Source organism: Streptomyces sp. T12 (genome assembly GCF_028736035.1).
Lineage (GTDB): Bacteria > Actinomycetota > Actinomycetes > Streptomycetales > Streptomycetaceae > Streptomyces.
This window is the reverse complement of sequence record NZ_CP117866.1, coordinates 3,901,632-3,923,546: the sequence shown is the minus strand read 5'-3', so window position 1 is coordinate 3,923,546 and position 21,915 is coordinate 3,901,632. Positions and strand designations below refer to the sequence as shown.

Here is a 21,915-nt window from a genome sequence, read left to right as displayed (position 1 = left end):
ACGGACTATCGTCCAGCGTCATGTCGATCACCGGTTGGCGAGCACGGGAGTTCAGCTCCCTGTTCGCCGATCTCGCTGAGGGGTTGGATGATCTGGGGGTGCCCGAGGGGCAGCCGTTCCTGATCAGTCCGGCGGGCGTGTACGACGTGGCGCTGAACCGGTATTTCTCGGTGTGGTCGGCGTCGTCGCCGTGGAACACACAGGCCGCGCACGCCCGGGATCTGCCTTCAGGGGGGGCGGGGCGGACGTTCCCCGGACGACAAGACGGGGGGTGATGACTTGTTCCCCGGCGGGGATCTCCGCACCCTCCAGGCGTGCGACGGCCCGGCCGACGGCGAGCCCGGCGAGGCGTGCGATGTCCTGTCCGACGGTGGTGAGGTCGATGTGGGCCAGGCGGGCCAGATGGCTGTCGTCGAACCCGACGACGGAGATGTCGCCGGGGACCGCGACGCCGGAGCGGAGGAAGAGGTCGAGTACGCCGGTCGCGCAGCGGTCGTTGAAGGCCAGTACGGCGGTGGGGCGCGGGCGGGTGGCCGACAGGGTTCGGGCGGCCTCGGCGCCTTCCTCCTCAGTGAGACCGCCGGGGAGAATGCGGATGAGTTCGCCCAGGCCGTGGCGGTTCATGGCGGTGCGGTAGCCGCGGCGCCGGTCGGCTGCGCCCGGTGCCCGGCCGCCGTCGATGTGGGCGATGTCGCGGTGGCCCAGAGCGACGAGGTGGTCCACCGCCTGGCCGGCTCCCTCGTCGTCGGCGGTCCGTACGACCTCCAGGCCCGGGACGGACGGCCGCAGCCGGCGGGCCACGGAGACGACCGGCAGTTGCCCGGCGAGTTCCGCCAGCCGCGCGGCGGGGGCCTGCGGGCCGAGCAGGATCAGCGCCTCGCAGCGGTCGTCGAGCAGTGTCTCGACGGCGCGCTGCTCGCCGCGCCCGGCGGCCACGGCACTCAGCGCGATCTGGTACCCGGCCGGTTCGGCCGCCGCGTAGATGCCCTCCACCAGGTCGGAGTGGAACGGATGCTGGAGGCCGAACTGCACCCCGAGCAGATGGGAGCGGTGGCTGCGGAGCAGCCGGGCCCGGGCGTCGGGTCGGTAACCGATCTCCCGCGCGGCCTGAAGGACGCGCTCGCGGGTGGCCTGGCCGGCCCCTTTCGCGCCGCGCATCACGATGGAGACCAGCGCTGTGGACACCCCTGCCCGCGACGCCACGTCGGCGAGCGTCGGTCGCTTTCCGTTGGGGACCGCTGGGGTCGCCGGCAACCTGTCCTCCCTGGTCGGGGTCGTCTCCTAGTCGACTATAGAACGTTCTAGCTTTCACACGCCACCGGAGCCTTGACAGGGGAGGGCGACAGCTGGCGTACTGCTGCTCCACGGAGTTCTAGAACGTTCTAGTTCCTTGAACGTTCTAGCCCGAAGTCGCGGAGAGAGGTACGTGGCGATGTACACACTGGCGGCCTGCGCCGAGATGGTCTTCCTGGAACTGCCGATCGACGAGCGGGCACGGCGCATCCACGACGCCGGTTTCCAGGTCGAGATCTGGGACTGGACCCGGCACGACCTTGCCGCTCTGGCCCGGACCCCGGCCGACTTCTCCTCCATGACCGGTTACATCCGCGGCAGTCTGACCGACGAGGAGGGTGCGGCCGAACTCCTGAGCACCGCCGAGGAGTCACTCAAGGCGGCCGAGCAACTGGGCTGCCCTCGCCTGAACCTGCACGGCACCGGACTGGATGGCCAGGGCCTGCCGGTGGTGCCGGTGACCGGTGAGGTCACCGGTGAGATGTGGATCGCCGCCCACCGCACGCTCACCCGCCTCGCCGAGCTGGGCGAGAGCGCCGGGGTCGTCTTCACCCTGGAGAACCTCAACACCGCCGTCGACCACCCCGGGGTGCCGTTCGCGACGGCCGCCGACACCCTGGCCCTGGTCGCGGCCGTGGACCGGCCCGGGCTGCGGATGAACCTGGACCTCTACCACGCCCAGATCGGCGAGGGGAATCTGATCGAACTGGTCCGCAGGGCCCACGCCCTGGACCTGATCGGCGAGATCCAGGTGGCCGACGTCCCCGGCCGTCGCGAACCCGGAACCGGCGAGATCAACTACCCCGCCGTCGCCCGCGCCCTGGTGGGCCTCGGCTACGAGGGCACGGTCGCGATGGAGGCCTGGGCCTCCGGCGACAGCGAGCTCGCTTTGGAGCGCTTCCGCTCCGCCTTCACCGTCTGACTGTTTCCACTGCCTGTACCTACCCTGACGACGACGTACGGAGCACCCGCATGACCACCCAGCAGCCTCTCGCCGTCGGCCTCCTCGGCGCCGGACGGATGGGTTCGTTCCACGCCGAGACCCTCGCCCACCGCCTCCCGGGCGTCCGGCTCGTCGCCATTGCCGACCCCACCCCGGGCGCCGCGCGGAGCCTGGGCGACCGGCTCGGCTGCGCCACCGCCTACACGGACATCGGTGAACTGCTCGCCGACCCGCACATCGACGCGGTGGTGATCGCCACCCCGGCCCGTACCCACGCCGACCTGGTCGAGGCGGCCGCCAAGGCGGGCAAGGCGGTCTACTGCGAGAAGCCGATGGCGGTCACCCTCGCCGAGGCCGACCGCGCCATCGCGGCCGCCGCGGATGCGGGCGTGCTCCTCCAGGTGGGCTTCAACCGCCGCTACGACGCGGGCTTCAGGGCCGCCCACGAGAAGATCGCCGCCGGCGCCATCGGCACACCGCAGCTGTTGCGCTCGCTCACCCGCGACCCCGCTCTGGCCGACCCGGCCCGCATACCGCCGTGGACGATCTTCCTGGAGACCCTCATCCATGACTTCGACGTCCTGCGCCACCTCAATCCCGGTGCCGAACCCGTCGAGGTCTTCGCCATGGCGGACGCCCTGATCCGCCCCGACTTCAAGGACCGCGGCCTGCTCGACACCGCCGTCGTCACCGTCCGCTTCGACAACGGCGCCCTCGCCACCGCCGAGGCCAGCTTCCAGGCCGTCTACGGCTACGACGTACGCGCCGAGGTCCTCGGCTCGGCCGGGATGCTCACCATGGGCGACGTCCGCCGCACCCACCTGACCGCATACGGCCCGCACGGCGTCGCCGCCGAGTGCGTCACCTACGACCAGCACCTCTTCCACGACGCCTATGTGGCCGAACTCGCCGACTTCACCGACAGCGTCCGCACCGAGCGCACCCCCTCCGCCACCGGCGAGGACGCACGCGCTGCCCTGGCCATCGCCCTCGCCGCCGTCCAGTCCGTCACCACCGGCGGTCCCGTCCGCGTCGACAAGCTCCAAGACCTGTGAAGCACGGGTCTTCGGCCGCAGCGCGGACCCCGGCGCCGTGTGACAAGTACGGGGTGACGGCCAGGTCAGTCCAACATGCGCCCCCCGCTGCTCGAGTGCGGCGGGGGTGTCGGTGACTAGTGGACGTCTGAAGAGGGATGAGCCGACGGACAGGGCAATGACGGAGGCGATCAGTCCACCGACACCGACGGGTGCGGCGATCTGTGCGAGTGGGCCAGCCGCCCTTCATGGTCCTGGCTTGGCCATGGACAACGGACAATGGCAAACCATGTCCATAACTTCTGTTATGCGCTGTTGAGCTGTCCACGGACTATCGTCCAGCGTCATGTCGATCACCGGTTGGCGAGCACGGGAGTTCAGCTCCCTGTTCGCCGATCTCGGTGAGGGGTTGGACGATCTGGGGGTGCCCGAGGGGCAGCCGTTCCTGATCAGTCCGGCGGGCGTGTACGACGTGGCGCTGAACCGGTATTTCTCGGTGTGGCTGGCGTCGTCGCCGTGGAACACACAGGCCGCCCATGCCCGGGACCTGCGCACGTACTTCGACTTCCTGTGGTTCGCGCGAGGCAGGCGGGACTGGCGTGATGCGCCCATGGACGACCGGGCGGCGTTCGAGTGGTGGGGCGGTCACCTACGACTGCCATGTCTGCCGGCAGCCCTACGAGCGCCCCGACCTGGCCGCCTGCGCCACGCACGACGCGGTAGGACGGCATCATCGCGTCGAAGGCGCCCTTGAACTGCTGAATCGACCCACATGCCCTGACCGCACCACACGGGCCTCGACCCGGAATCCTGGGGACAGGGACTGTGCGACGGGGACTCGACGCCACGTAGGCAGGCAATCTCCGAAATCCCAGCAGCACGCGGTGGCGGTAGCCCTCCGGCCGCCCGCCCCACCCATCCAGTCATGCCGGTATGGGCAGCAACGGCCGGATGACCTGCCATTTGGGGATTCGGGCCATGCCGCAGCCGAGGACTATCCGGATGGTCGCCCGGGCCTGAGGCTGGGGCCGCGCTTCAGCGAGGCAGCAGGACGTCGACCTGCCTGCGGATGTCCTGCACGATCTCCTCGACGCTCAAGGCGATGTTCACGCTCGCCGCCATGCTGAGGAACATCACGGCGGACACGATGTGTGCCAGCGTCGCGGCGTCGCCCTCTGCGACCCGCTCGTCTCGGCGCAGCACGGCGGCGACGGCCTCCTCGGTCTGCGCGACGATGGCGAGTGCCGCGCCGTGCCGGGGCTCCTCGGGGTCGCCGAAGACCATCTCTCGCAGGTAGGTGCGTCCGTTGTCGATCTGGATGCGGTTGCACTCCACGATCGGCCGGACGATCGCCAGCACCGCGTCCAGCACGCCTGGGACGGCCTCGGCGTCCGCCTGGCCCTGCTCAAGTGCTTCGACGTACTTGGCGTTCTGGACAAGGAGGAGGAGCTCGCCCTTGGTCTTGGCATAAAGGAACAGGGTCCCGGTGCCGATGTCGGCCTGGTCAGCGATCTGCTGGGTCGTGACCTCATCGACGCCGTGTTCGGCGAACAGTTCACTGGCGGCAGCGACGATGCGGTCGAGTTTCTCCTGCTTGTTCCGCTCGCGCCGTCCGACCGACTGGGAGGCGACAGACATGGGTGGTGTCCTCGTGCGTTCTGTGTCGCCCGTCGCGGTTGCGGCGGGTCAGCTGCTGCCGATGACGGCCTTGCCGCGGATGCCGCCCTGGGACAGGGACTGCAGCGCCTGCGGGGTCTGGTCGAAGCCGACCACCTTTCCCACGACCGGACGCACCACGCCCTGGTCGATGAGAGTGGTGATCTGGCGGAGCTGGTCGCCGCTGGCGCGCATGAACAGGAACTCGTACGTCACGCCGAGCTTCTTCGCCTGCCTGCGGATCTTGCCGCTCAGGCCTGCGACCGCCAGGCGCAGCAGCGGGTTCAGGCCGGCCTCGCGGGCGAACGCGGGGTCCGGGGGACCGGTGATCCCGATGGCCTTGCCGCCGGGCTTGAGCACCCGCAGGGACTTCTCGAGGGTCTCCCCACCGATGCTGTCCAGCACCAGGTCGTAGCCGGTCAGGAGCTGTTCGAAGTCCTGGGTGCGGTAATCGATCACCGTGTCCGCGCCGAGCGCGCGCACGAAGTCCGCGTTGGAACCGCTGGCGGTCGTGGCGACGCTCGCACCGAGGTGCGCGGCGAGCTGGATCGCGATCGAACCGACCCCGCCGGCGCCGGCGTGGATGAGAACCTTCTGCCCGGGCCGCACCTTTCCGCGCTCCACCAGCGCCTGCCACGCCGTGAGCGCCGCCAGCGGCAGCGAGCCGGCCTCTTCCATGCTGATCGATGCGGGCTTGAGTGCCAGGTCGCCCTCCGCTACGGCGATGCGCTCGGCGAACGTGCCGATGCGGTCCTGGTGGGGCCGGGCGTAGACCTCGTCTCCGGGCTTGAAGCCGCGAACCGCTGTCCCGACGCTGATGACGGTGCCCGCTACGTCGTTGCCCAGGATCAGCGGCAGCTTGTAGGGCAGGATCTGCTTGAACTCACCGGCGCGGATCTTCTCATCCAGCGGGTTCAGTCCGGCGGCCTCCACCCGGACGAGCACGTCGTGCTCCCCCACGGCGGGTTCGGGGACTTCCGCCTCCTGCAGCGGCTCCTTGTACTTGGTGACGACGAACGCTCTCATGGGGCGCCACTCCTTGTCTTCATCCTATTTATCCAGAGGTGAGGCCAGATCAGCCAATTCGGCGTGACATGGGGCCTCGCCTCACTCCGGTAATCCGATTGCACTCAATTATGAGTCTACTCAGGATTATTCGCAAGAGAGGTCCCATGGGACGCGGTCACATGCCGATCGGGCGCCGCGAGAGGGCCAAACAGGACAAGCGCGAGCGCATCATGACCGCCGCCCGCGAGCTGTTCGTCGAACACGGCGTCGACAGGGTCACGACGCAGCAGGTCGCCCGCCGAGCCGATGTCGCAATCGGGACGCTCTACCTGTACGCGTCCACGAAGGCCGAGTTGCTGATCATGGTGCAGAACGAGAAGTTCGCCGCCGCCGTCGATTCCGGCCTCGCCTCCGCGAACGCCACCGTCGGACAGGGCGCAATCCGAAGCCCCGAGCCGCAGTTCCGTCCTGTCCGGCCGTGCCCGCAGGTCCGCCCCGTCCCGTTCGGCCGCGCCCGGAGCCCCGGGACCGGTCGGCCCCGGGGCTCCAGTCCCGCTCCACCTGCCCGCAGCCGACCCGGCCGGGGCGGCCGGCGTCAGGCGACGCTCAGGACGATCTTCCCGGTGGTGCGGCCCTGCTCGCCGATCTCGTGCGCCTTCGCGGCCTCGGCCAGCGGGACGACGGTCTCGACCACGGGCGTGAGCGCGCCCCGCTCGGCCAGGGCGGCGATCTCGCGCAGACCCAGGTGGTCGGGCTCGACCAGCATCCACACCGCCCGCACGTGGCCGGGGACGTCGGCGGGGACGTCGTCGGGGCCGGGCAGGGTGATCAGCCGGCCGCCCGGGCGCAGCACCGTCAGGGACCGCTCGGCGTTCTGGCCGCCGAGCCCGTCCAGCACCACGTCCACGTCCCCGACGGCGTCCTCGAAGCGGACCGTGCGGTAGTCGATCACCTCGTCCGCGCCCAGCTGCCGCAGCAGGTCGTGCTTGCCGACGCTGGCCGTGCCGATGACGTACGCGCCGCGGGCCTTGGCGATCTGCACGGCCAGGTGGCCGACCCCGCCGGCCGCCGCGTGCACCAGCACCCGCTCACCGGCGCGCACCCCGGCGGTGTCCACCAGGGCCTGCCAGGCGGTCAGCGCGGCCAGCGGCAGCGCCGCCGCCTGCACGTGGGTGAGGTTCGCCGGCTTGGGCGCGAGGTGGCGGGCCGGGGCGACGACGTACTCGGCGTAGGCGCCGGCCTGCCGCGGGAACAGCGGCATGCCGTACACCTCGTCCCCGGGGCGGAACATCCCCACGCCCGGTCCGACGGCCTCCACGGTGCCGGAGACGTCCCAGCCGACCGCCGGGACCTCGCCCCACTCGATCAGGGCCCCGCTGGCCCGGGTCTTGAAGTCCACCGGGTTCACACCGGCCGCGTGGACCCGCACCAGGACCTCGTTCAGTCCCGGCTCGGGCCGGGCGACCTCACGCTCCACGAGCACCTCCGGTCCGCCCCACTGCTCCAGGACCACCGCACGCATGCTGTCCGCCTCACTCTTTTCCGTCTTGATCGGATACCGGCCGCCCGGGCCCTTCCCGGCGCGACGCAGTCCACGATCCGGCACCCGCCCCCACCATGGTGTTGGCCGTCTGGCCACTATGTGACAGGATCTGGCCATGAGCGAGATGCAGTGGCCGTGCACCGACCCTCGCCCCGACCCGAGCGCCGACGCGGCCGGGCGGCACCGCATCGCCGTCCTCGCCCTGCCCGGCGTCCCGCCCTTCGAACTCGGCATCCCCTCCCGCGTCTTCGGCAGCGTCCTGGACGCCGGCTCACGCCCGCTGTACGAGGTAACCGTCTGCACCGCCGACGGCGCCCCGGTCCTCAGCGACGCCGGGTTCACCGTGCAGCCCGCGGCCGGTCCCGAGGCCCTGGCCGCCGCGGACACCGTGATCGTCCCGCCCACGCACGCCATGCCCGAGCTGGGCCGCGGCGGCCCGCTGCCGCCCGAGGTCACCGCGGCCATCGCCGGCATCCGGCCCGGCACCCGCCTGGTGTCCATCTGCACCGGCTCCTACGTCCTGGCCGCCGCGGGCCTCCTCGACGGCCGGCCCGCCACCACCCACTGGCACCTCGCCCCCGAGTTCCGCCGCGCCTACCCCCGCGTCAAGGTCGACGAGGAGGTCCTCTTCGTCGACGACGGCGACGTCCTGACCTCCGCGGGCGTCGCCGCCGGCGTCGACCTGTGCCTGCACATGATCCGCCGCGACCACGGCGCCGCCGCCGCCAACCGCGCCGCCCGCATGTGCGTCGTCCCGCCCTGGCGGGACGGCGGCCAGGCCCAGTACATCGACCGCCCGGTGCCCGAACCCACCGTCGCCACCACTACCGCCACCCGCGCCTGGGCCCTGGAACACCTCGGCGAACCCCTCTCCCTGAACCGCCTGGCCGAACACGCCCGGATGAGCCTGCGCTCCTTCACCCGCCGCTTCCGCGACGAGGTCGGCATGACCCCCGTGCAGTGGCTCACCGCGCAACGCCTGGAACTGGCCAAGCAGTTGCTGGAGACCACCGACCTGTCCATCGACCTGGTCGCCCACCGCTGTGGCTTCGGCTCCGCCAACTCCCTGCGCGCCCACATGCGCACCGCCTTCGGTGTCTCACCCGCCTCCTACCGCCGCACCTTCCATACCGACGACCTGGTGGAAGCGGGCGTCTGAGGACACATCAGCGCCGCACATACCCGCTCCGCGGGCCGGCCGGGATCCGCCTGATCATCCGCTGCCGGTGCCCCCTCCAGCGGAGGCCAGCAGCATCATCGCCCGCCGGTAGCGCACCGAACTCGTGCTGCCCCGGCGCACGATCTGCTGCAGCTTCCGCCCCTCGTGGTCGGTCAGTCTGCGCACACGGACGGGCTCGGCCACCGCGCCTCCAGCGGTCGGATCGAATGTCACGCACATGCAACCGCCACGACCGCCGACCCGGCGAACCTATGCGGTCACAGCACTAGCCGAGTGGGCAACTGAGACGGGAACTGAGACGGACGGCTGAAAGGGCGGCACCCTCTAGAGGTGCGGCCCTTTCCTTTTGCCTGGTCAGGCAACCAGAGGCCGTGGCGGGATTCGAACCCGCGTAACTCGCTTTGCAGGCGAGCCCCTGAACCACTCGGGCACACGGCCGTTTCTGACTTCGGGCGTTCGGCCCTCGTCGGTGATTCGACCGTAGGTGCGGGGCCGAGGGGCGATCAAGGGAACCGTGGGCCCTGCAATGGGACTGCCATACGCCGTTCATGAATCCCGGCGGTCGTACGACCAAGGTCTCAGGGTGGGGCCGTCTCTCGACAGGGGTCAAAGTTGGTTTTGGCCCTTACGCTGGCGGGCATGACTGCCCTTGAGCCACGCGATACCGGTGTCGCGAAGACATCCGATGCTCCCTCGGTTTCCGACTCCGAGGAGACCGTGCTCAGTCGGTCCTATCGGGCCCTCAGTGTCGGGATCGTCTCCGTCGTGCTGCTCATTGCCTTCGAGGCCACCGCAGTGGGGACGGCCATGCCGGTGGCCGCGCGGGAGCTGGACGGGGTGTCGTTGTACGCCTTCGCGTTCTCGGGGTACTTCACCACCAGCCTGTTCGGGATGGTGCTGGCGGGGCAGTGGTCGGACCGGCGGGGGCCGTTGGGGGCGCTGACCACGGGGATCGCCGCGTTCGGGGCCGGGCTGCTGGTGTCCGGGACCGCCGGGGCCATGTGGCTGTTCATTCTCGGGCGGGCCGTGCAGGGGCTCGGGGGCGGACTCGTGATCGTCGCGTTGTACGTCGTCGTCGGACGGGCCTACCCCGAACGGTTGCGGCCGGCGATCATGGCGGCGTTCTCGGCGAGCTGGGTCGTGCCGTCGATCGTGGGGCCGCTGGCTTCCGGGGCGGTGACCGAGCATCTGGGCTGGCGCTGGGTGTTCGTCGGGATTCCGGCGCTCGTCGTGTTTCCGCTCGCCCTCGCGCTGCCGCAGATACGGCGGCGGGCGGGAGGGCCGGTCGACCCGTTCGCCCGTGCCGCCTCCTTCGACCGGCGCCGTATCCGGCTCGCGCTCGGTATCTCCCTCGGTGCGGGGCTGCTGCAGTACGCCGCCCAGGACCTGCGGTGGCTCTCCCTCGTCCCCGGTGTCGTCGGCGCCACGCTGCTCGTACCGGCCGTGCTCGGGCTGCTCCCGCGCGGCACGTACCGGGCGGCGCGCGGGCTGCCGTCCGTGGTGCTGTTGCGCGGGGTCGCCGCGGGGTCGTTCGTCGCGGCCGAGTCCTTCGTGCCGCTGATGCTGGTCACCCAGCGGGGGCTGTCGCCGACGCTCGCCGGGTTCTCACTCGCGGCGGGCGGCGTGACGTGGGCGCTGGGGTCGTGGATGCAGTCGCGGCCGCGGGTGGAGCCGTATCGGGAACGCCTGATGACGTTGGGGATGGTGCTGGTGGCGGCCTCCATAGCCGCCGCGCCGAGTGTGCTGATCGAATCCGTGCCCGCCTGGACCCTCGCCGTGGCGTGGAGTTTCGGCTGCTTCGGGATGGGGCTGGTCATCTCCTCCGCCAGCGTGCTGCTGCTCCATCTCTCCGCACCCGAGGAGGCCGGCACCAACTCCGCCGCGCTCCAGATCTCCGACGCCCTGTCCAACGTCGTGCTGCTGGCCGCCGGAGGTGCCGCCTTCGCGGCTCTGGGCGGTGGCGCGGTGAGTCATGCGGCGACGGGGGCGTCCGGTGCCGGGTCGCATCCGGCGGCGTTCGTGGCGGTGTTTCTGCCGATGGCGGGGGTGGCGTTGGTGGGGGCCTGGGTGACTACGCGGTTGCGGGAGCGGTGAGTTGGGCGCGGGAGGGGTTCGCCGGAGGGGTTCGCCGGAGGGGTTCGCCCCCGCCGCCCCTGCCCGTCCCATCCTGAAGTGGGCTCCGCCCCTTCGGCCCCGGTCCCTGGAGGCCTGCGGCCCCCAGACCCCCGCTTCGGCCCTGAACGGGCCTCGTCCTCAAACTCCCCCAGAGGGGGCCCCAGACAGGCTGGGATGCCGGACCGGCGTCGCAGGATGGCCGTGGGGCGAAGCCCTGAAGGTGCGGCGGCGGTTGTGACGTCGGTCCCACCCGTGCGTGACCCGGCCTGGTCCGCACATCGGCACCGCCGGGCCGCCGGTAGGGTGGCCCGGTTGTCATACGTAGCCGAGCCGCCCGCCCGTCACCCACCACCGCCCTACTCGACGCGCTGCGCGCGGCCCCTTGGATTCGACCCCCTTACGGAGACCGTGACTACCACCGCCGCCTCCTCCTCGCACCACCTATCCCCCGCCTTCCCCGGCCGGGCCCCCTGGGGCACCGCCAGCAAGCTGCGTGCCTGGCAGCAGGGGGCGATGGAGAAGTACATCCAGGAGCAGCCGCGTGACTTCCTCGCGGTCGCCACGCCCGGCGCCGGGAAGACGACCTTCGCCCTGACGCTCGCGTCCTGGCTGCTGCACCACCATGTCGTGCAGCAGGTGACCGTGGTCGCGCCGACCGAGCACCTGAAGAAGCAGTGGGCGGAAGCGGCCGCGCGGATAGGGATCAAACTCGATCCCGAGTACAGCGCGGGGCCGCTCGGCAAGGACTACCAGGGCGTCGCGGTGACGTACGCCGGTGTCGGTGTGCGGCCCATGCTCCATCGGAATCGGGTCGAGCAGCGCAAGACGCTCGTGATCCTTGATGAGATCCATCACGCGGGTGACAGCAAGTCCTGGGGCGAGGCCTGCCTCGAGGCCTTCGAGCCCGCCACGCGACGGCTCGCGCTCACCGGTACGCCGTTCCGGTCCGACACCAACCCCATCCCCTTCGTCACGTACGAAGAAGGCAACGACGGGATCCGGCGGTCCGCCGCCGACTACACCTACGGCTACGGGAACGCGCTGGCCGACCATGTCGTGCGGCCCGTCATCTTCCTCTCCTACAGCGGCAACATGCGCTGGCGGACCAAGGCGGGGGACGAGATCGCCGCGCGGCTCGGCGAGCCCATGACGAAGGACGCCATCAGCCAGGCCTGGCGTACGGCGCTGGATCCGCGCGGTGAGTGGATGCCCAGCGTGCTGCGCGCCGCCGACCAGCGGCTGACCGAGGTCAGGAAGGCCATTCCGGACGCCGGTGCCCTCGTCATCGCCTCCGACCAGGACTCCGCGCGCGCGTACGCCAAGCTCATCCGTGAGATCACGGGGACCAAGGCGACCCTCGTCCTGTCCGACGACGCCGGCGCGTCCAAGCGGATCGACGACTTCAGCGGCAACAACGACCGGTGGATGGTCGCGGTGCGGATGGTGTCGGAGGGCGTCGACGTTCCGCGGCTGGCGGTGGGGGTGTACGCCACCACCATCTCCACCCCGCTCTTCTTCGCGCAGGCCGTCGGGCGTTTCGTACGGTCGCGTCGGCGCGGTGAGACCGCCTCCGTCTTCCTCCCGACCGTCCCCGACCTCCTCACCTTCGCCAACGAGATGGAGGTTGAGCGCGACCACGCCCTCGACAAGCCGAAGAAGGAGGGCGAGGAGGACCCGTACGCCGAATCCGAGAAGGAGATGGAGGAGGCGAACAAGGAGCAGGACGAGGACACCGGCGAGCAGGAGCAGTTCTCCTTCGAGGCGCTGGAGTCCGAGGCCGTCTTCGACCGGGTGCTGTACGACGGCGCCGAGTTCGGCATGCAGGCCCACCCGGGGAGCGAGGAGGAGCAGGACTACCTCGGGATTCCGGGGCTGCTGGAGCCGGATCAGGTGCAGCTGCTGCTGCAGAAGCGGCAGGCCCGGCAGATCGCGCACAGCCGCAAGAAGCCGGACGCCGAGGCCGACCTGTTGGAGCTGCCCGCCGAGCGGCGGCCCGTCGTCTCGCACAAGGAGATGATGGAGCTCCGTAAGCAGCTCAACACGATGGTCAGCGCGTACGTCCACCAGAGCGGCAAGCCGCACGGTGTGATCCACACCGAGCTGCGGCGGGTGTGCGGCGGGCCGCCGAGCGCCGAGGCCACGGCGGGGCAGCTGCGGCAGCGGATCGCCAAGGTGCAGGAGTGGGCCACCCGGATGCGGTGACGCTGGGCGCTGTGCCTTGGCCGGGTTCTGTTGATACAGCCCCGCGCCCCTCAGGCGCTTCGCGCCCCGGCAGGGCGCCCTGCACGCCTCGTGCCTTTCCGGGCAAAACGGTGTGGTCCGTACCGGCCGCTGCCCGGATTCTGGACGGAGCCTTCCGCTCAGCGAACCGCCTTCGCTAATGTCCCGCTACGCACACGCCCCGTGGCAGCGCCGCCGCGGAGCGCAGCCGTGAAGCGGCGCGGTCCGGAAGGCCGGGCCGCCGGCCGATCGGCGGCCTCTGCGCGCGTCACTGACGGGACTCGGTGACGCACCCGCCGCGAGGGGGCTGCCGACCTCACCACTTAAGGAGTGGGCGTCGTGACCGCGGAGACCTCTCAGACGCTCGACCGAGGACTGCGCGTCCTCAAGCTGCTGGCCGATACGGACCACGGGCTGACCGTCACCGAGCTTTCCAACAAACTGGGCGTGAACCGGACCGTCGTGTACCGGCTGCTCGCCACGCTTGAACAGCACGCCCTCGTACGCCGTGACCTGGGCGGCCGCGCCCGGGTCGGGCTCGGCGTGCTGCGACTGGGCCGGCAGGTGCATCCGCTGGTACGGGAGGCGGCGCTGCCCGCTCTGCGCTCGCTGGCCGAGGACATCGGGGCGACGGCCCATCTGACACTGGTGGACGGCACGGAGGCACTGGCCGTCGCCGTGGTCGAGCCGACGTGGACGGACTATCACGTGGCCTACCGGGCCGGTTTCCGGCACCCCTTGGACCGAGGGGCCGCGGGCCGGGCGATACTCGCCGCCCGGCAACAGCCGCTGGAGGAACCCGGATACACCCTGACCCACGGCGAGTTGGAGGCAGGGGCGAGCGGGGCCGCCGCGCCGTTGCTCGGGGTCACGGGCGTCGAGGGCAGCGTGGGTGTCGTGATGCTGGCCGACGCGGTGCCGGAGCGGGTCGGGCCGCGGGTCATGGACGCGGCGCGGGAGGTGGCGGAGGCGTTGCGCTGAGGCGTGTCCGGTTCGGAGGCTGCGTGCCCGCGCGCTCTAGGCAGGGCCTGCGCGGCCTCCGACACTCGACACATGACCTCACTCAGCATCCGCACCGTGCACGACGTCGCCGGGTTCGCGGCCGTCGCCGACTACTTCAGTGACGTGTGGCAGACGCCCCGCAGCGCACCGCCCTTACTTTCCGAGACGCTGCACAGCCTCGCTCACGCGGGCGGGGCGGTGCACGCCGCGTACGAGGGGCAGCGGCTCGCGGGCGCGAGCGTCGCCGTGTTCGGGCCGCCCGCGCTGCGGGAGACGTACTCCCTGCTGGCCGCCGCCGACCAGGGGCTCGGGGTGCAGGTCAAGCAGGCGCAGCGGGCCTGGGCGCTGGAACTCGGGGCACGCACGATGCGCTGGACCTTCGACCCGCTGGTCGGTCGCAACGCCCGGTTCAACTTCGTCAAGCTGGGCGCCGTGGGGACCGAGTACCTCGTCGACTTCTACGGCCCCATGGCGGACGGGGTGAACGACGGCGACGAGACCGACCGGCTGGCGGTGGCCTGGGACCTGACCGGGCCCAGACAGCCGTACGGCACAGGTGGCACAGGTGGCACTGGGGGCACTGGGGGCACAGGGGGCACCGGTGATCGCGAGGCCGCGCCCACCACGCACACCGCCCCCGACGGCGCCCCGCTCGCCCGCCGCGACCTCGACGAGTGCCACGTCTGGTGCCGTGTACCGGACGACATCGTGGCGCTGCGGGCCGCCCACCCCGAGCTGGCGCTGCGCTGGCGGCGGGCCGTGCGCGAGGTGTTCACCAAGGCGTTCGCCGACGGGTTCAGGGCGACGGGGATGTCCCGGGACGGCTGGTACACGCTCACCCGCGACCGTGCGGACGCCGACGTATGAAACTCGAACGCGTCGAGCTGTTCCACGTGGCGATTCCGCTGGTCACCCCCTTCCGTACCTCCTACGGCACGATGACGACGAAGGACACCTTCCTGCTGCACGTCGTCACGGACACGGCCGAGGGCTGGTCGGAGTTCGCGGCCGACCCCGAGCCGCTGTACTGCTCGGAGTTCGTGGCCGGCGCGGAGATCGTGCTGCGCGACTTCCTGCTGCCGCGCGCCGCCGCCCTCCCCGTGCTCGGTACGGCCCACCTCGCTCCGGCGATGGAGAAGATCAAGGGGCACGAGCTGGCGAAGGCGGCGCTGGAGACGGCGGTCCTCGACGCGGAGCTGCGGTCGTACGGGATGCCGCTGGCGACGTATCTGGGGGCGGTGCGGGAGCGGGTGCCGGCCGGGGTGTCGGTCGGGATCAAGGAGACCGTCGGCGAGCTCCTGGACGCCGTCGAGCGGTATCTCGCCGAGGGCTACGTCCGGATCAAGCTGAAGATCGAGCCCGGCTGGGACCTGGAGCCCGTACGGGCCGTGCGCGAGCGCTTCGGGGCGGAGCTGCCGCTCCAGGTCGACGCCAACACGGCGTACACGCTCGCGGACGCCGAGCATCTGCGGCGGCTCGACGAGTTCGGGCTGCTGCTGATCGAGGAGCCGCTGGCGGAGAACAACCTGTACGCCCATGCCCGCCTCCAGCAGCGCCTCGCGACCCCCGTCTGCCTCGACGAGTCCCTGCACAACGCCCGCGACACCGCGTCCGCGATCGCGATGGACGCGTGCCGGGTCGTGAACGTGAAGCCCGCGCGCGTCGGGGGTTACCTGGAGGCGCGGCGGGTGCATGACGTGGCGCACGCGCACGGGGTGCCGGTGTGGTGCGGCGGCATGCTGGAGACGGGCATCGGCCGCGCACCGAACCTGGCACTCGCGGCGCTGCCCGGCTGCACGCTCCCCGGGGACACCTCCGCCTCCAGCCGCTACTTCGCCGAGGACATCACGGAGCCGTTCGTGCTGGTCGACGGCCATCTGCCGGTCCCGAGGTCGCCGGGCATCGGGGTGGAGCCGCTGCCGGGGGCGCTGCGGCGCTTCACCAGGGAACGGCGAGACCTGTACGTGACCTGACGAGACCTGCCCGTGATCTGAGTGGGGCAACCTTGACAGCTCCGACCTGCACCGGGCCGGAACTCGCCGCCACGTTAGATTGATCCCGTGTTCTCTCGTCTCACGCGCCCCCAGGCCCTCGCCGTCTGCGCCCTGCCGGTCGTGGCCCTGCTCGCCACGGCCGCCTTCGCGCCGCTGCCGTTCTCGGTGGCGCAGCCCGGCCTGACGGCGGACGTGCTGGGCGAGAACAAGGGCGACCCGGTGATCACCATCTCCGGTGCGCCGACCCGCGACACGACCGGTGAGCTGCGCATGACGACGATCGAGGCGACCTCGCCCGACACGGACGTGACGCTCGGCGAAGTGATCGACGCCTGGTTCCGCACGGACAAGGCGGTCATGCCGCGCGACTCGGTCTATCCGAGCGGCCGCAGCACCCAGGAGATCGAGAAGTACAACACCGAGCAGATGCAGGAGTCCCAGGACGCCGCGACCGAGGCCGCGCTGAACTACCTGGACCTGAACGACAAGAACATCAAGGTCACCCTGAAGCTCGCGGACGTGGGCGGCCCCAGCGCCGGTCTCCTCTTCTCCCTGGGCGTCATCGACAAGCTCAACGGCGCCGGCGCCGGCGCCGACCTCACCGGCGGCCGCACCATCGCCGGTACGGGCACGATCGACGCCGCCGGCAAGGTCGGCGCGGTCGGCGGAGTGTCCCTGAAGACCCAGGCGGCCAAGCGGGACGGGGCCACGGTCTTCCTGGTACCGAAGGACGAGTGCTCCGACGCGAAGTCAGAACTCCCGAAGGGCCTGCGCCTGATCCCGGTGACCACGCTGAAGGGGGCGGTGGACGCCCTGGAGGCCCTGGAGTCGGGGAAGGGCTCGGTTCCGAGCTGCTAGTGCGCCAGTGCTGGTGGCTTGGGGGTCGCGAGGCGCAGACCTATCTCGACCAAGGTCCAGCCGAGGCGGGCGCGGAGTTCGTACGGCTGCCTGGCCCGGGCGGTGAGGCGGTGGGTTTCGGCTTGGGCGCGGAGGTCCGTGGCGCGGGCGTGGTGCAGGGCGAGACGGGTCTCGGGGTGCTGCATCGGGCGTCGGCCTCTCAGTCGGTGTTCGTGGGGAAGGCGCGGGTCTGCACGCGGACGGTCTCGACTTCGGGGGCGTCCTCAGCGTCGGCGAGATCGTGGTAGCTCTCGATCAACTCGTGCATCTTCTCGGCGAGTTCGCGAGTGAGCTGGGGTGTCAGGCGTAGCGTCCAGCTGCTCATGTCCGAGCTCCGGTTCCAGTCCTCGGACCATTCCTGGCGGGTGCCCAGCCAGGTCGAGAGCTCCCGGGTTTGGGTGGTGGCCACCTCATGGAGGTACAGGTCGGCCGCGCCACGTACATCGGGGCTGGGGTCGTGCAGGAGGGCGTCGTCGAACCGCAGCCCCTTCACCGCCGCCTTCCACCACCGCTCCCGTCCCTTGCCTCGCTCGGGGTCGTCCTCGACGAAGCCGTGCGCCGCGAGCTGGCGTAGGTGGTAGCTGGTGGCTCCGCTGGACTCGCCCAGTTTCTCGGCGAGTTGGGAGGCGGTGGCAGGCCCGCCGAAGCGCAGGGCGTCGAGCAGCTGCATGCGCAGGGGGTGGGCGAGCCCGCGCAGGGAACGGGCGTCGAGGTTGTGAACCTTGGGATGTTCGGGCTCGGTCATGCATGCAAAGGTAGCGTTGCAAAGAGATCTTTGCAACGCTACCTTTGTACCTCGCCCCTACTTCACAAACCCCTCCTCCTTCATCCAGTCCAACGCCACCTGATGCGGATCCTCCCCATCCACATCCACCTTCGCGTTCAGCTCCTGCGCCACCGCGTTGTTCAGCTTCTTGGTGATCGGGTCGAGGACGTCCGCGATCGCCGGCCACTTCTTCAGGGTGTCGGAGTTGATCATGGGGGCGACGTTGTAGTTGGGGAAGAACTTCCTGTCGTCCTGCATGACCGCGAGGTTCATCGACTTGATGCGGCCGTCCGTCGTGAAGACCTCGCCGTAGGTGCAACTTCCCTTCGCGGCCTGGGTGTAGATGATCCCGGTGTCCATCTGCGTGATGTTCTTCGTCGGCACGCTCATTCCGTACTCCTGCTGCATGCCCGGCAGCCCGTCCGCCCGGTTGGCGAACTCGACCTCCACGCAGAGCGTCACGGCGTCGGGGTCGGACTTGGACAGTGCGGCCACGTCGGAGAGCGTGTTCGTGCCGTACTTCTTGTGGTTGTCCTGGTTCATCGCCAGGGCGTAGGTGTTGTTCAGCGCGGACGGCGCGAGCCAGCTCACCCCGTTCTTCGCGTCGGCCTCGCGCACCGCCTCCCACTGCTCGTGCGGGTCGTCAATGGGCTCGCTGCGGCCCAGGTACGTGATCCAGGCCGTGCCCGTGTACTCGTACCCGGCGTCCGCGTCCCCCTTCCTGACCGCCTCGCGGCTGCCGATGGAGCCCTGGATTCCGGTGCGGTCGAGCACCTCCGCGCCGGCCGCCTCGAAGGCGATGCCCATGATCGCGCCGAGGATGAGCTGCTCGGTGAACGACTTCGACGTCACCGTCAGGTCGGCGCCCTTCAGTGGCTCGCCCCGCCCGATCGTGCCGGCCTGCACGTCGTCGGCCATGGGGGAGCCGCTCGTCAGGCCGCAGCCCGAGGGCAACGCCAGTAGCCCCGCTGCCAGGAGCAGGCCGGCGCGGCGCCTCATGCCTCCAACCCCCGTGGCCGCAGCAGCAGTTCCGCCAGCGACGCCAGCCAGTCCACCAGCAGGGCCAGCGCGACCGTGAGGATCGAGCCCAGTACCAGCACCGGCATCCGCTGGTTGGTGATGCCCGCCGTGATCAGCACGCCCAGGCCGCCGCCTCCGCCGAAGACCGCCAGGGTCGCCGTACCGACGTTCAGGACCAGGGCCGTGCGCACGCCCGCGAGGATGAGGGGGACCGCGAGCGGTAGTTCCACCCGTGTCAGGACCCCCGTCGGGGACATGCCGATGCCGCGCGCCGCTTCCAGCAGTGTCGGGTCGTTCGCCTTCAGGCCGGCGATCGTGTTGGACAGCACCGGCAGGACGGCGTAGGCGATCATGCCGATCAGGGCCGCCCTGCGGCCGATGCCCAGCCAGATCACCAGCAGGGCGAGCAGGCCGATCGCGGGGGTCGCCTGGCCCATGTTGGCGAGCGCCATGGCCACGGGGGTGGCCTTTCGGAACGCCCGCCGGGTGAGCAGGATCCCCAGCGGGATCGCGATGATCAGCACGAAGAAGGTGGAGATCACCGTGAGTTCGATGTGCTGCCACAGGGCCTTGGAGACCTGGCCGTTCGACAGCGCGTTCTCGGAGACCGGGTCCAGGTCGGCCTGCTGGAACCACAGCCAGGTCGCGAGCAGCATCGCCACCAGCAGGGTCGGCAGGACGGTCAGCTTCTGCCAACTCACCTTCCGGGCCGGGGGCTTCGCGGCGGTGGGGGAGGGGGCCTCCTCGGCCTCCTCGGTCCTGGGAGCCTCGGGAGCGGTCACGCCTTCGCCTCCCCTCCGTTGCCCTCCTGCTCGGCATGTGTCCGCTCGGCCCGGGCCTCCTCCAGCTCGTGCTGAGCCTCCAGCGCCTCCAGCCGGTCGGCCTCCAGCAGCTCGTGCACGGAGTTCATCAGCGTCTCCATGTCGACGACGCCCGTGTACTCACCGCGCCGCCCGGTCACCGCGACCCGCCCCGCGTTGTCGATGAGGACCGCCTCCAGGGCGTCCCGCAGCGTGGCGTCCCGGGTCACCGTGTCGTGCACCAGCGTCCCCGCCCGAGCCAGCGAACCCCTGGCCCGCATCAGGTCGCCGCGCCTGAGCCACTTGTACGGCCGGCCCCGCTTGTCGAGGAGCAGGATCTCGTTGGTGCCGCTGGACCGGAGCCGGTTGAAGATCTCCTGGAGCGGGTCGTCGACGGTCACCGTCGGATAGTCGGTGACCTCCACATCCCGTACGCGGGTGAGGTTCAGCCGCTTCAGCGCCGCCCCGGCGCCCACGAACCCGGACACGAAGTCGTCCGCCGGGTTGGTGAGGATCGCCTCGGGGGTGTCGAACTGAGCGATGTGCGACCGTTCGCGCAGAACGGCGATACGGTCACCGAGCTTGATCGCCTCGTCGAAGTCGTGCGTGACGAAGACGATCGTCTTGTGCAGCTCGTGCTGCAGCCTGATCAACTCGTCCTGGAGATGATCACGGGTGATCGGGTCGACCGCGCCGAACGGCTCGTCCATCAGCAGGACGGGCGGATCGGCCGCCAACGCCCGCGCCACGCCCACGCGTTGCTGCTGTCCGCCGGAGAGCTGGCGCGGATAGCGGCCGTGGAACTCCCCGGGGTCCAGGCCGACCAGGTCGAGCAACTCCTCGACCCGCGACGCGATCCGCGCCTTCGGCCAGCCGATCATCCTCGGTACGAGCGCGATGTTCTGCGCGACCGTCATGTGCGGGAACAGGCCGGCGGACTGGATCGCGTAGCCGACCTTGCGGCGCAGCTTCACCGGGTCGATGTCGGTGACGTCCTCGCCGTTGATGCGGATCCGGCCGCCGGTCGGCTCGATCAGCCGGTTGATCATTTTGAGCGTCGTCGACTTCCCGCACCCGGACGGGCCGACGAAGATGACCGTCTCGCCCGCCTTGATCTCCATGTTGACGTTGTCGACGGCGGGGTTGGGATTGCCCGGGTACCGCTTGCTGAGGTTCTCCAGCTCGATCGTGGCACCCGTCGTAGCCGTCGTCGTAGCAGTCGCCGTGGCACCCGTCGTAGCGGTCGACGTGGCACCGGTCGTAGCGGCGGCGGACGTCTCAGACACGGATCCCCCTGGGAATGGTCAGCCGCCCGAGCAGGACATACGCGGCGTCGAACAGCAGCGCAAGGACGATGATCCCGAGGGTGCCCGCGAGCACCTGGTTGAGGGCGTTCGCGCTGCCCAGCGAGGCGAGGCCGCGGAAGATCACATTGCCGAGGCCGGGGCCGGAGGCGTACGCCGCGATCGCCGCGATGCCCATCAGCATCTGCGTCGAGACCCGGATCCCGGTCAGGATCGGCGGCCAGGCCAGCGGCAGCTCCACCCGCAGCAGCTGGGCCGGCCGGGACATCCCGATGCCCCGGGCCGCGTCCACCAGCGACGGATCGACACCGCGCAGCCCGACGATCGCGTTGCGCACGATCGGCAGCAGCCCGTACAGCGTCAGGGCGATCACCGTGGGCGCCACGCCCAGCCCCACGATCGGGATGAGCAGACCGATCATGGCGAGCGACGGAACGGTCAGGATGGTCGAGGTGGTCGTCGTGGCGAGGTTGCCGGCCAGGTCGCTGCGGTAGGTGGCCACCCCGATCAGCACCCCGAGCAGGGTCGCCACGACCATGCACTGGAAGACGGCGCTGGCGTGCTGGTAGGCGTCGGTGAGCAGCTGCTGGTGACGGTTGCCCAGGTACTCCCAGAAGCTCACTCGGACTCACCCCGCCAGGTCGTGGCTAGCTGCTCTCCCGGTCCTGGGCCGCCTGCTCCACCAGCGGGATGATCCGCAGCGGAACGGGGTTCTCCATCACGATCGCGGTGGAGGCCCGGACGATCCCATCGAAACCGACAACCCGGTCGATCACACGCTGGAGATCGGCGTTGGAACGCGCCACGAGACGGCACATCATGTCCCCGGTCCCGGTGGTCGTGTGCAGCTCCAGCACCTCCGGCACGGTCGCCAAGTGCGCCCGTACGTCGGCCCCTTGTCCCTGCCGGATCTGCAGCGTGGCGAAGGCGGTGACCGGATACCCGAGCGCGGCCGGATCCACCTCGGGCCCGAATCCGCGGATGACTCCGTTCGACTGAAGCCGGTCGAGCCGCGCCTGCACCGTCCCGCGGGCCACCCCCAGCCGCCGGGACATCTCCAGCACCCCGATCCGCGGCTCCCGCGCCAGCAGCACGATGATCCGCCCGTCCAGATGATCGATCGCCACGACCGTCCGCCTC

General features: G+C 70.6%; 21 protein-coding genes, 1 tRNA gene and 2 pseudogenes. 11 read left to right on the top strand and 13 right to left on the bottom strand.

All coding sequences use genetic code 11. The features are described from left to right. Window positions 1-123: 123 nt before the first annotated feature. Entirely contained in the window at window positions 124-1,254 is a 1,131-nt protein-coding gene (locus PBV52_RS17525) for a LacI family DNA-binding transcriptional regulator (protein WP_274239311.1), read from the bottom strand. A 178-nt stretch (window positions 1,255-1,432) separates the two neighbouring features. Between PBV52_RS17525 and PBV52_RS17520 the strand changes: the two genes are divergently transcribed. The 3 genes from PBV52_RS17520 to PBV52_RS17510 all read left to right on the top strand — a co-directional run bounded on the left by PBV52_RS17520 (window position 1,433) and on the right by PBV52_RS17510 (window position 4,024). After that, window positions 1,433-2,215 (top strand): TIM barrel protein, encoded by a 783-nt coding sequence (locus PBV52_RS17520; protein WP_274249427.1) that lies wholly within the window; start codon window positions 1,433-1,435, stop codon window positions 2,213-2,215. Between the two features lie 50 nt (window positions 2,216-2,265). Next, complete coding sequence (locus tag PBV52_RS17515) at window positions 2,266-3,291, top strand: Gfo/Idh/MocA family oxidoreductase (protein ID WP_274239310.1); 1,026 nt, start codon at window positions 2,266-2,268, stop codon at window positions 3,289-3,291. A gap of 325 nt (window positions 3,292-3,616) precedes the next feature. Then, the gene (locus PBV52_RS17510) at window positions 3,617-4,024 is read left to right on the top strand and encodes a hypothetical protein (protein WP_274239309.1); all 408 of its coding nucleotides are present in this window, start codon (window positions 3,617-3,619) and stop codon (window positions 4,022-4,024) included. A 281-nt stretch (window positions 4,025-4,305) separates the two neighbouring features. Here the strand turns inward: PBV52_RS17510 and PBV52_RS17505 are convergent, their stop codons facing one another. Together PBV52_RS17505 and PBV52_RS17500 are read right to left on the bottom strand one after the other, a co-directional pair. Continuing rightward, the gene (locus tag PBV52_RS17505) at window positions 4,306-4,908 is read right to left on the bottom strand and encodes a TetR/AcrR family transcriptional regulator (RefSeq protein ID WP_274239308.1); all 603 of its coding nucleotides are present in this window, start codon (window positions 4,906-4,908) and stop codon (window positions 4,306-4,308) included. A 48-nt stretch (window positions 4,909-4,956) separates the two neighbouring features. Next, complete coding sequence (locus tag PBV52_RS17500; RefSeq protein ID WP_274239307.1) at window positions 4,957-5,952, bottom strand: NADP-dependent oxidoreductase; 996 nt, start codon at window positions 5,950-5,952, stop codon at window positions 4,957-4,959. A gap of 68 nt (window positions 5,953-6,020) precedes the next feature. On the opposite strand from PBV52_RS17500, the pseudogene PBV52_RS51405 reads away from it, so the two are divergent. After that, window positions 6,021-6,233, top strand: a pseudogene (locus PBV52_RS51405) (TetR family transcriptional regulator); the annotation flags it as partial. Between the two features lie 296 nt (window positions 6,234-6,529). On the opposite strand, the gene PBV52_RS17490 reads toward PBV52_RS51405, so the two are convergent. Beyond that, window positions 6,530-7,456, bottom strand: coding sequence for an NADP-dependent oxidoreductase (locus tag PBV52_RS17490; protein ID WP_274239306.1), 927 nt, complete (start codon window positions 7,454-7,456; stop codon window positions 6,530-6,532). Between the two features lie 136 nt (window positions 7,457-7,592). Here PBV52_RS17490 and PBV52_RS17485 point away from each other — a divergent pair, with 136 nt between their 5' ends. Then, window positions 7,593-8,636 carry a GlxA family transcriptional regulator gene (locus PBV52_RS17485; RefSeq protein WP_010982637.1) on the top strand — a complete coding sequence of 348 codons (1,044 nt, stop codon included), beginning with the start codon at window positions 7,593-7,595 and terminating at the stop codon, window positions 8,634-8,636. Between the two features lie 72 nt (window positions 8,637-8,708). Here the strand turns inward: PBV52_RS17485 and PBV52_RS17480 are convergent. Together PBV52_RS17480 and PBV52_RS17475 are read right to left on the bottom strand one after the other, a co-directional pair. Next, window positions 8,709-8,840: pseudogene (locus PBV52_RS17480) on the bottom strand (IS630 family transposase); the annotation flags it as partial. A gap of 183 nt (window positions 8,841-9,023) precedes the next feature. After that, window positions 9,024-9,095, bottom strand: a tRNA-Cys gene (locus PBV52_RS17475). A gap of 201 nt (window positions 9,096-9,296) precedes the next feature. Here PBV52_RS17475 and PBV52_RS17470 point away from each other — a divergent pair. The 6 genes from PBV52_RS17470 to PBV52_RS17445 all read left to right on the top strand — a co-directional run bounded on the left by PBV52_RS17470 (window position 9,297) and on the right by PBV52_RS17445 (window position 16,846). After that, complete coding sequence (locus PBV52_RS17470) at window positions 9,297-10,751, top strand: MFS transporter (RefSeq protein WP_274239304.1); 1,455 nt, start codon at window positions 9,297-9,299, stop codon at window positions 10,749-10,751. A 429-nt stretch (window positions 10,752-11,180) separates the two neighbouring features. Then, a complete protein-coding gene (locus tag PBV52_RS17465) occupies window positions 11,181-12,974 on the top strand; it encodes a DEAD/DEAH box helicase (RefSeq protein ID WP_274239303.1) in 1,794 nt (597 codons plus the stop codon). A 357-nt stretch (window positions 12,975-13,331) separates the two neighbouring features. Then, window positions 13,332-13,973, top strand: a complete 642-nt coding sequence (locus PBV52_RS17460; protein WP_062703418.1) for an IclR family transcriptional regulator — start codon at window positions 13,332-13,334, stop codon at window positions 13,971-13,973. A gap of 72 nt (window positions 13,974-14,045) precedes the next feature. Then, on the top strand, window positions 14,046-14,861 hold the full coding sequence (locus PBV52_RS17455; RefSeq protein WP_274239302.1) for a chorismate synthase: 816 nt from the start codon (window positions 14,046-14,048) through the stop codon (window positions 14,859-14,861). Further along, entirely contained in the window at window positions 14,858-15,967 is a 1,110-nt protein-coding gene (menC, locus tag PBV52_RS17450) for an o-succinylbenzoate synthase (protein WP_274239301.1), read from the top strand. Before PBV52_RS17455 ends, menC begins: the two co-directional genes overlap by 4 nt. Window positions 15,968-16,054: 87 nt before the next feature. After that, the gene (locus tag PBV52_RS17445; RefSeq protein ID WP_274239300.1) at window positions 16,055-16,846 is read left to right on the top strand and encodes a PDZ domain-containing protein; all 792 of its coding nucleotides are present in this window, start codon (window positions 16,055-16,057) and stop codon (window positions 16,844-16,846) included. Here PBV52_RS17445 and PBV52_RS17440 read toward each other — a convergent pair. The 7 genes from PBV52_RS17440 to PBV52_RS17410 all read right to left on the bottom strand — a co-directional run bounded on the left by PBV52_RS17440 (window position 16,843) and on the right by PBV52_RS17410 (window position 21,902). Further along, complete coding sequence (locus PBV52_RS17440; RefSeq protein ID WP_274239299.1) at window positions 16,843-17,031, bottom strand: hypothetical protein; 189 nt, start codon at window positions 17,029-17,031, stop codon at window positions 16,843-16,845. The two genes, PBV52_RS17445 and PBV52_RS17440, sit on opposite strands and share 4 nt — an antisense overlap. A 14-nt stretch (window positions 17,032-17,045) precedes the next feature. Beyond that, the gene (locus PBV52_RS17435) at window positions 17,046-17,630 is read right to left on the bottom strand and encodes a transcriptional regulator (RefSeq protein ID WP_274239298.1); all 585 of its coding nucleotides are present in this window, start codon (window positions 17,628-17,630) and stop codon (window positions 17,046-17,048) included. Between the two features lie 57 nt (window positions 17,631-17,687). Further along, window positions 17,688-18,650, bottom strand: coding sequence for a glycine betaine ABC transporter substrate-binding protein (locus PBV52_RS17430; protein WP_274239297.1), 963 nt, complete (start codon window positions 18,648-18,650; stop codon window positions 17,688-17,690). Continuing rightward, window positions 18,647-19,453, bottom strand: coding sequence for an ABC transporter permease (locus PBV52_RS17425; RefSeq protein ID WP_274239296.1), 807 nt, complete (start codon window positions 19,451-19,453; stop codon window positions 18,647-18,649). Before PBV52_RS17425 ends, PBV52_RS17430 begins: the two co-directional genes overlap by 4 nt. Then, window positions 19,450-20,658 carry a betaine/proline/choline family ABC transporter ATP-binding protein gene (locus PBV52_RS17420; protein WP_274249426.1) on the bottom strand — a complete coding sequence of 403 codons (1,209 nt, stop codon included), beginning with the start codon at window positions 20,656-20,658 and terminating at the stop codon, window positions 19,450-19,452. Before PBV52_RS17420 ends, PBV52_RS17425 begins: the two co-directional genes overlap by 4 nt. Window positions 20,659-20,749: 91 nt before the next feature. Continuing rightward, a complete protein-coding gene (locus tag PBV52_RS17415; protein WP_274239295.1) occupies window positions 20,750-21,397 on the bottom strand; it encodes an ABC transporter permease in 648 nt (215 codons plus the stop codon). Between the two features lie 25 nt (window positions 21,398-21,422). Next, entirely contained in the window at window positions 21,423-21,902 is a 480-nt protein-coding gene (locus PBV52_RS17410) for an Lrp/AsnC family transcriptional regulator (protein ID WP_274239294.1), read from the bottom strand. Between the last annotated feature and the right edge of the window lie 13 nt (window positions 21,903-21,915).

Excerpts from the sequence above, each read along its gene's own strand:
- PBV52_RS17435 (WP_274239298.1), bottom strand. The coding sequence starts at position 17,630 with ATGACCGAGCCCGAACATCCCAAGGTTCACAACCTCGACGCCCGTTCC.
- PBV52_RS17485 (WP_010982637.1), top strand. The coding sequence starts at position 7,593 with ATGAGCGAGATGCAGTGGCCGTGCACCGACCCTCGCCCCGACCCGAGC.
- PBV52_RS17470 (WP_274239304.1), top strand. The coding sequence starts at position 9,297 with ATGACTGCCCTTGAGCCACGCGATACCGGTGTCGCGAAGACATCCGAT.
- PBV52_RS17505 (WP_274239308.1), bottom strand. The coding sequence starts at position 4,908 with ATGTCTGTCGCCTCCCAGTCGGTCGGACGGCGCGAGCGGAACAAGCAG.
- PBV52_RS17430 (WP_274239297.1), bottom strand. The coding sequence starts at position 18,650 with ATGAGGCGCCGCGCCGGCCTGCTCCTGGCAGCGGGGCTACTGGCGTTG.
- PBV52_RS17455 (WP_274239302.1), top strand. The coding sequence starts at position 14,046 with ATGACCTCACTCAGCATCCGCACCGTGCACGACGTCGCCGGGTTCGCG.
- PBV52_RS17490 (WP_274239306.1), bottom strand. The coding sequence starts at position 7,456 with ATGCGTGCGGTGGTCCTGGAGCAGTGGGGCGGACCGGAGGTGCTCGTG.
- PBV52_RS17440 (WP_274239299.1), bottom strand. The coding sequence starts at position 17,031 with ATGCAGCACCCCGAGACCCGTCTCGCCCTGCACCACGCCCGCGCCACG.
- PBV52_RS17515 (WP_274239310.1), top strand. The coding sequence starts at position 2,266 with ATGACCACCCAGCAGCCTCTCGCCGTCGGCCTCCTCGGCGCCGGACGG.
- PBV52_RS17500 (WP_274239307.1), bottom strand. The coding sequence starts at position 5,952 with ATGAGAGCGTTCGTCGTCACCAAGTACAAGGAGCCGCTGCAGGAGGCG.
- menC (WP_274239301.1), top strand. The coding sequence starts at position 14,858 with ATGAAACTCGAACGCGTCGAGCTGTTCCACGTGGCGATTCCGCTGGTC.
- PBV52_RS17510 (WP_274239309.1), top strand. The coding sequence starts at position 3,617 with ATGTCGATCACCGGTTGGCGAGCACGGGAGTTCAGCTCCCTGTTCGCC.
- PBV52_RS17520 (WP_274249427.1), top strand. The coding sequence starts at position 1,433 with ATGTACACACTGGCGGCCTGCGCCGAGATGGTCTTCCTGGAACTGCCG.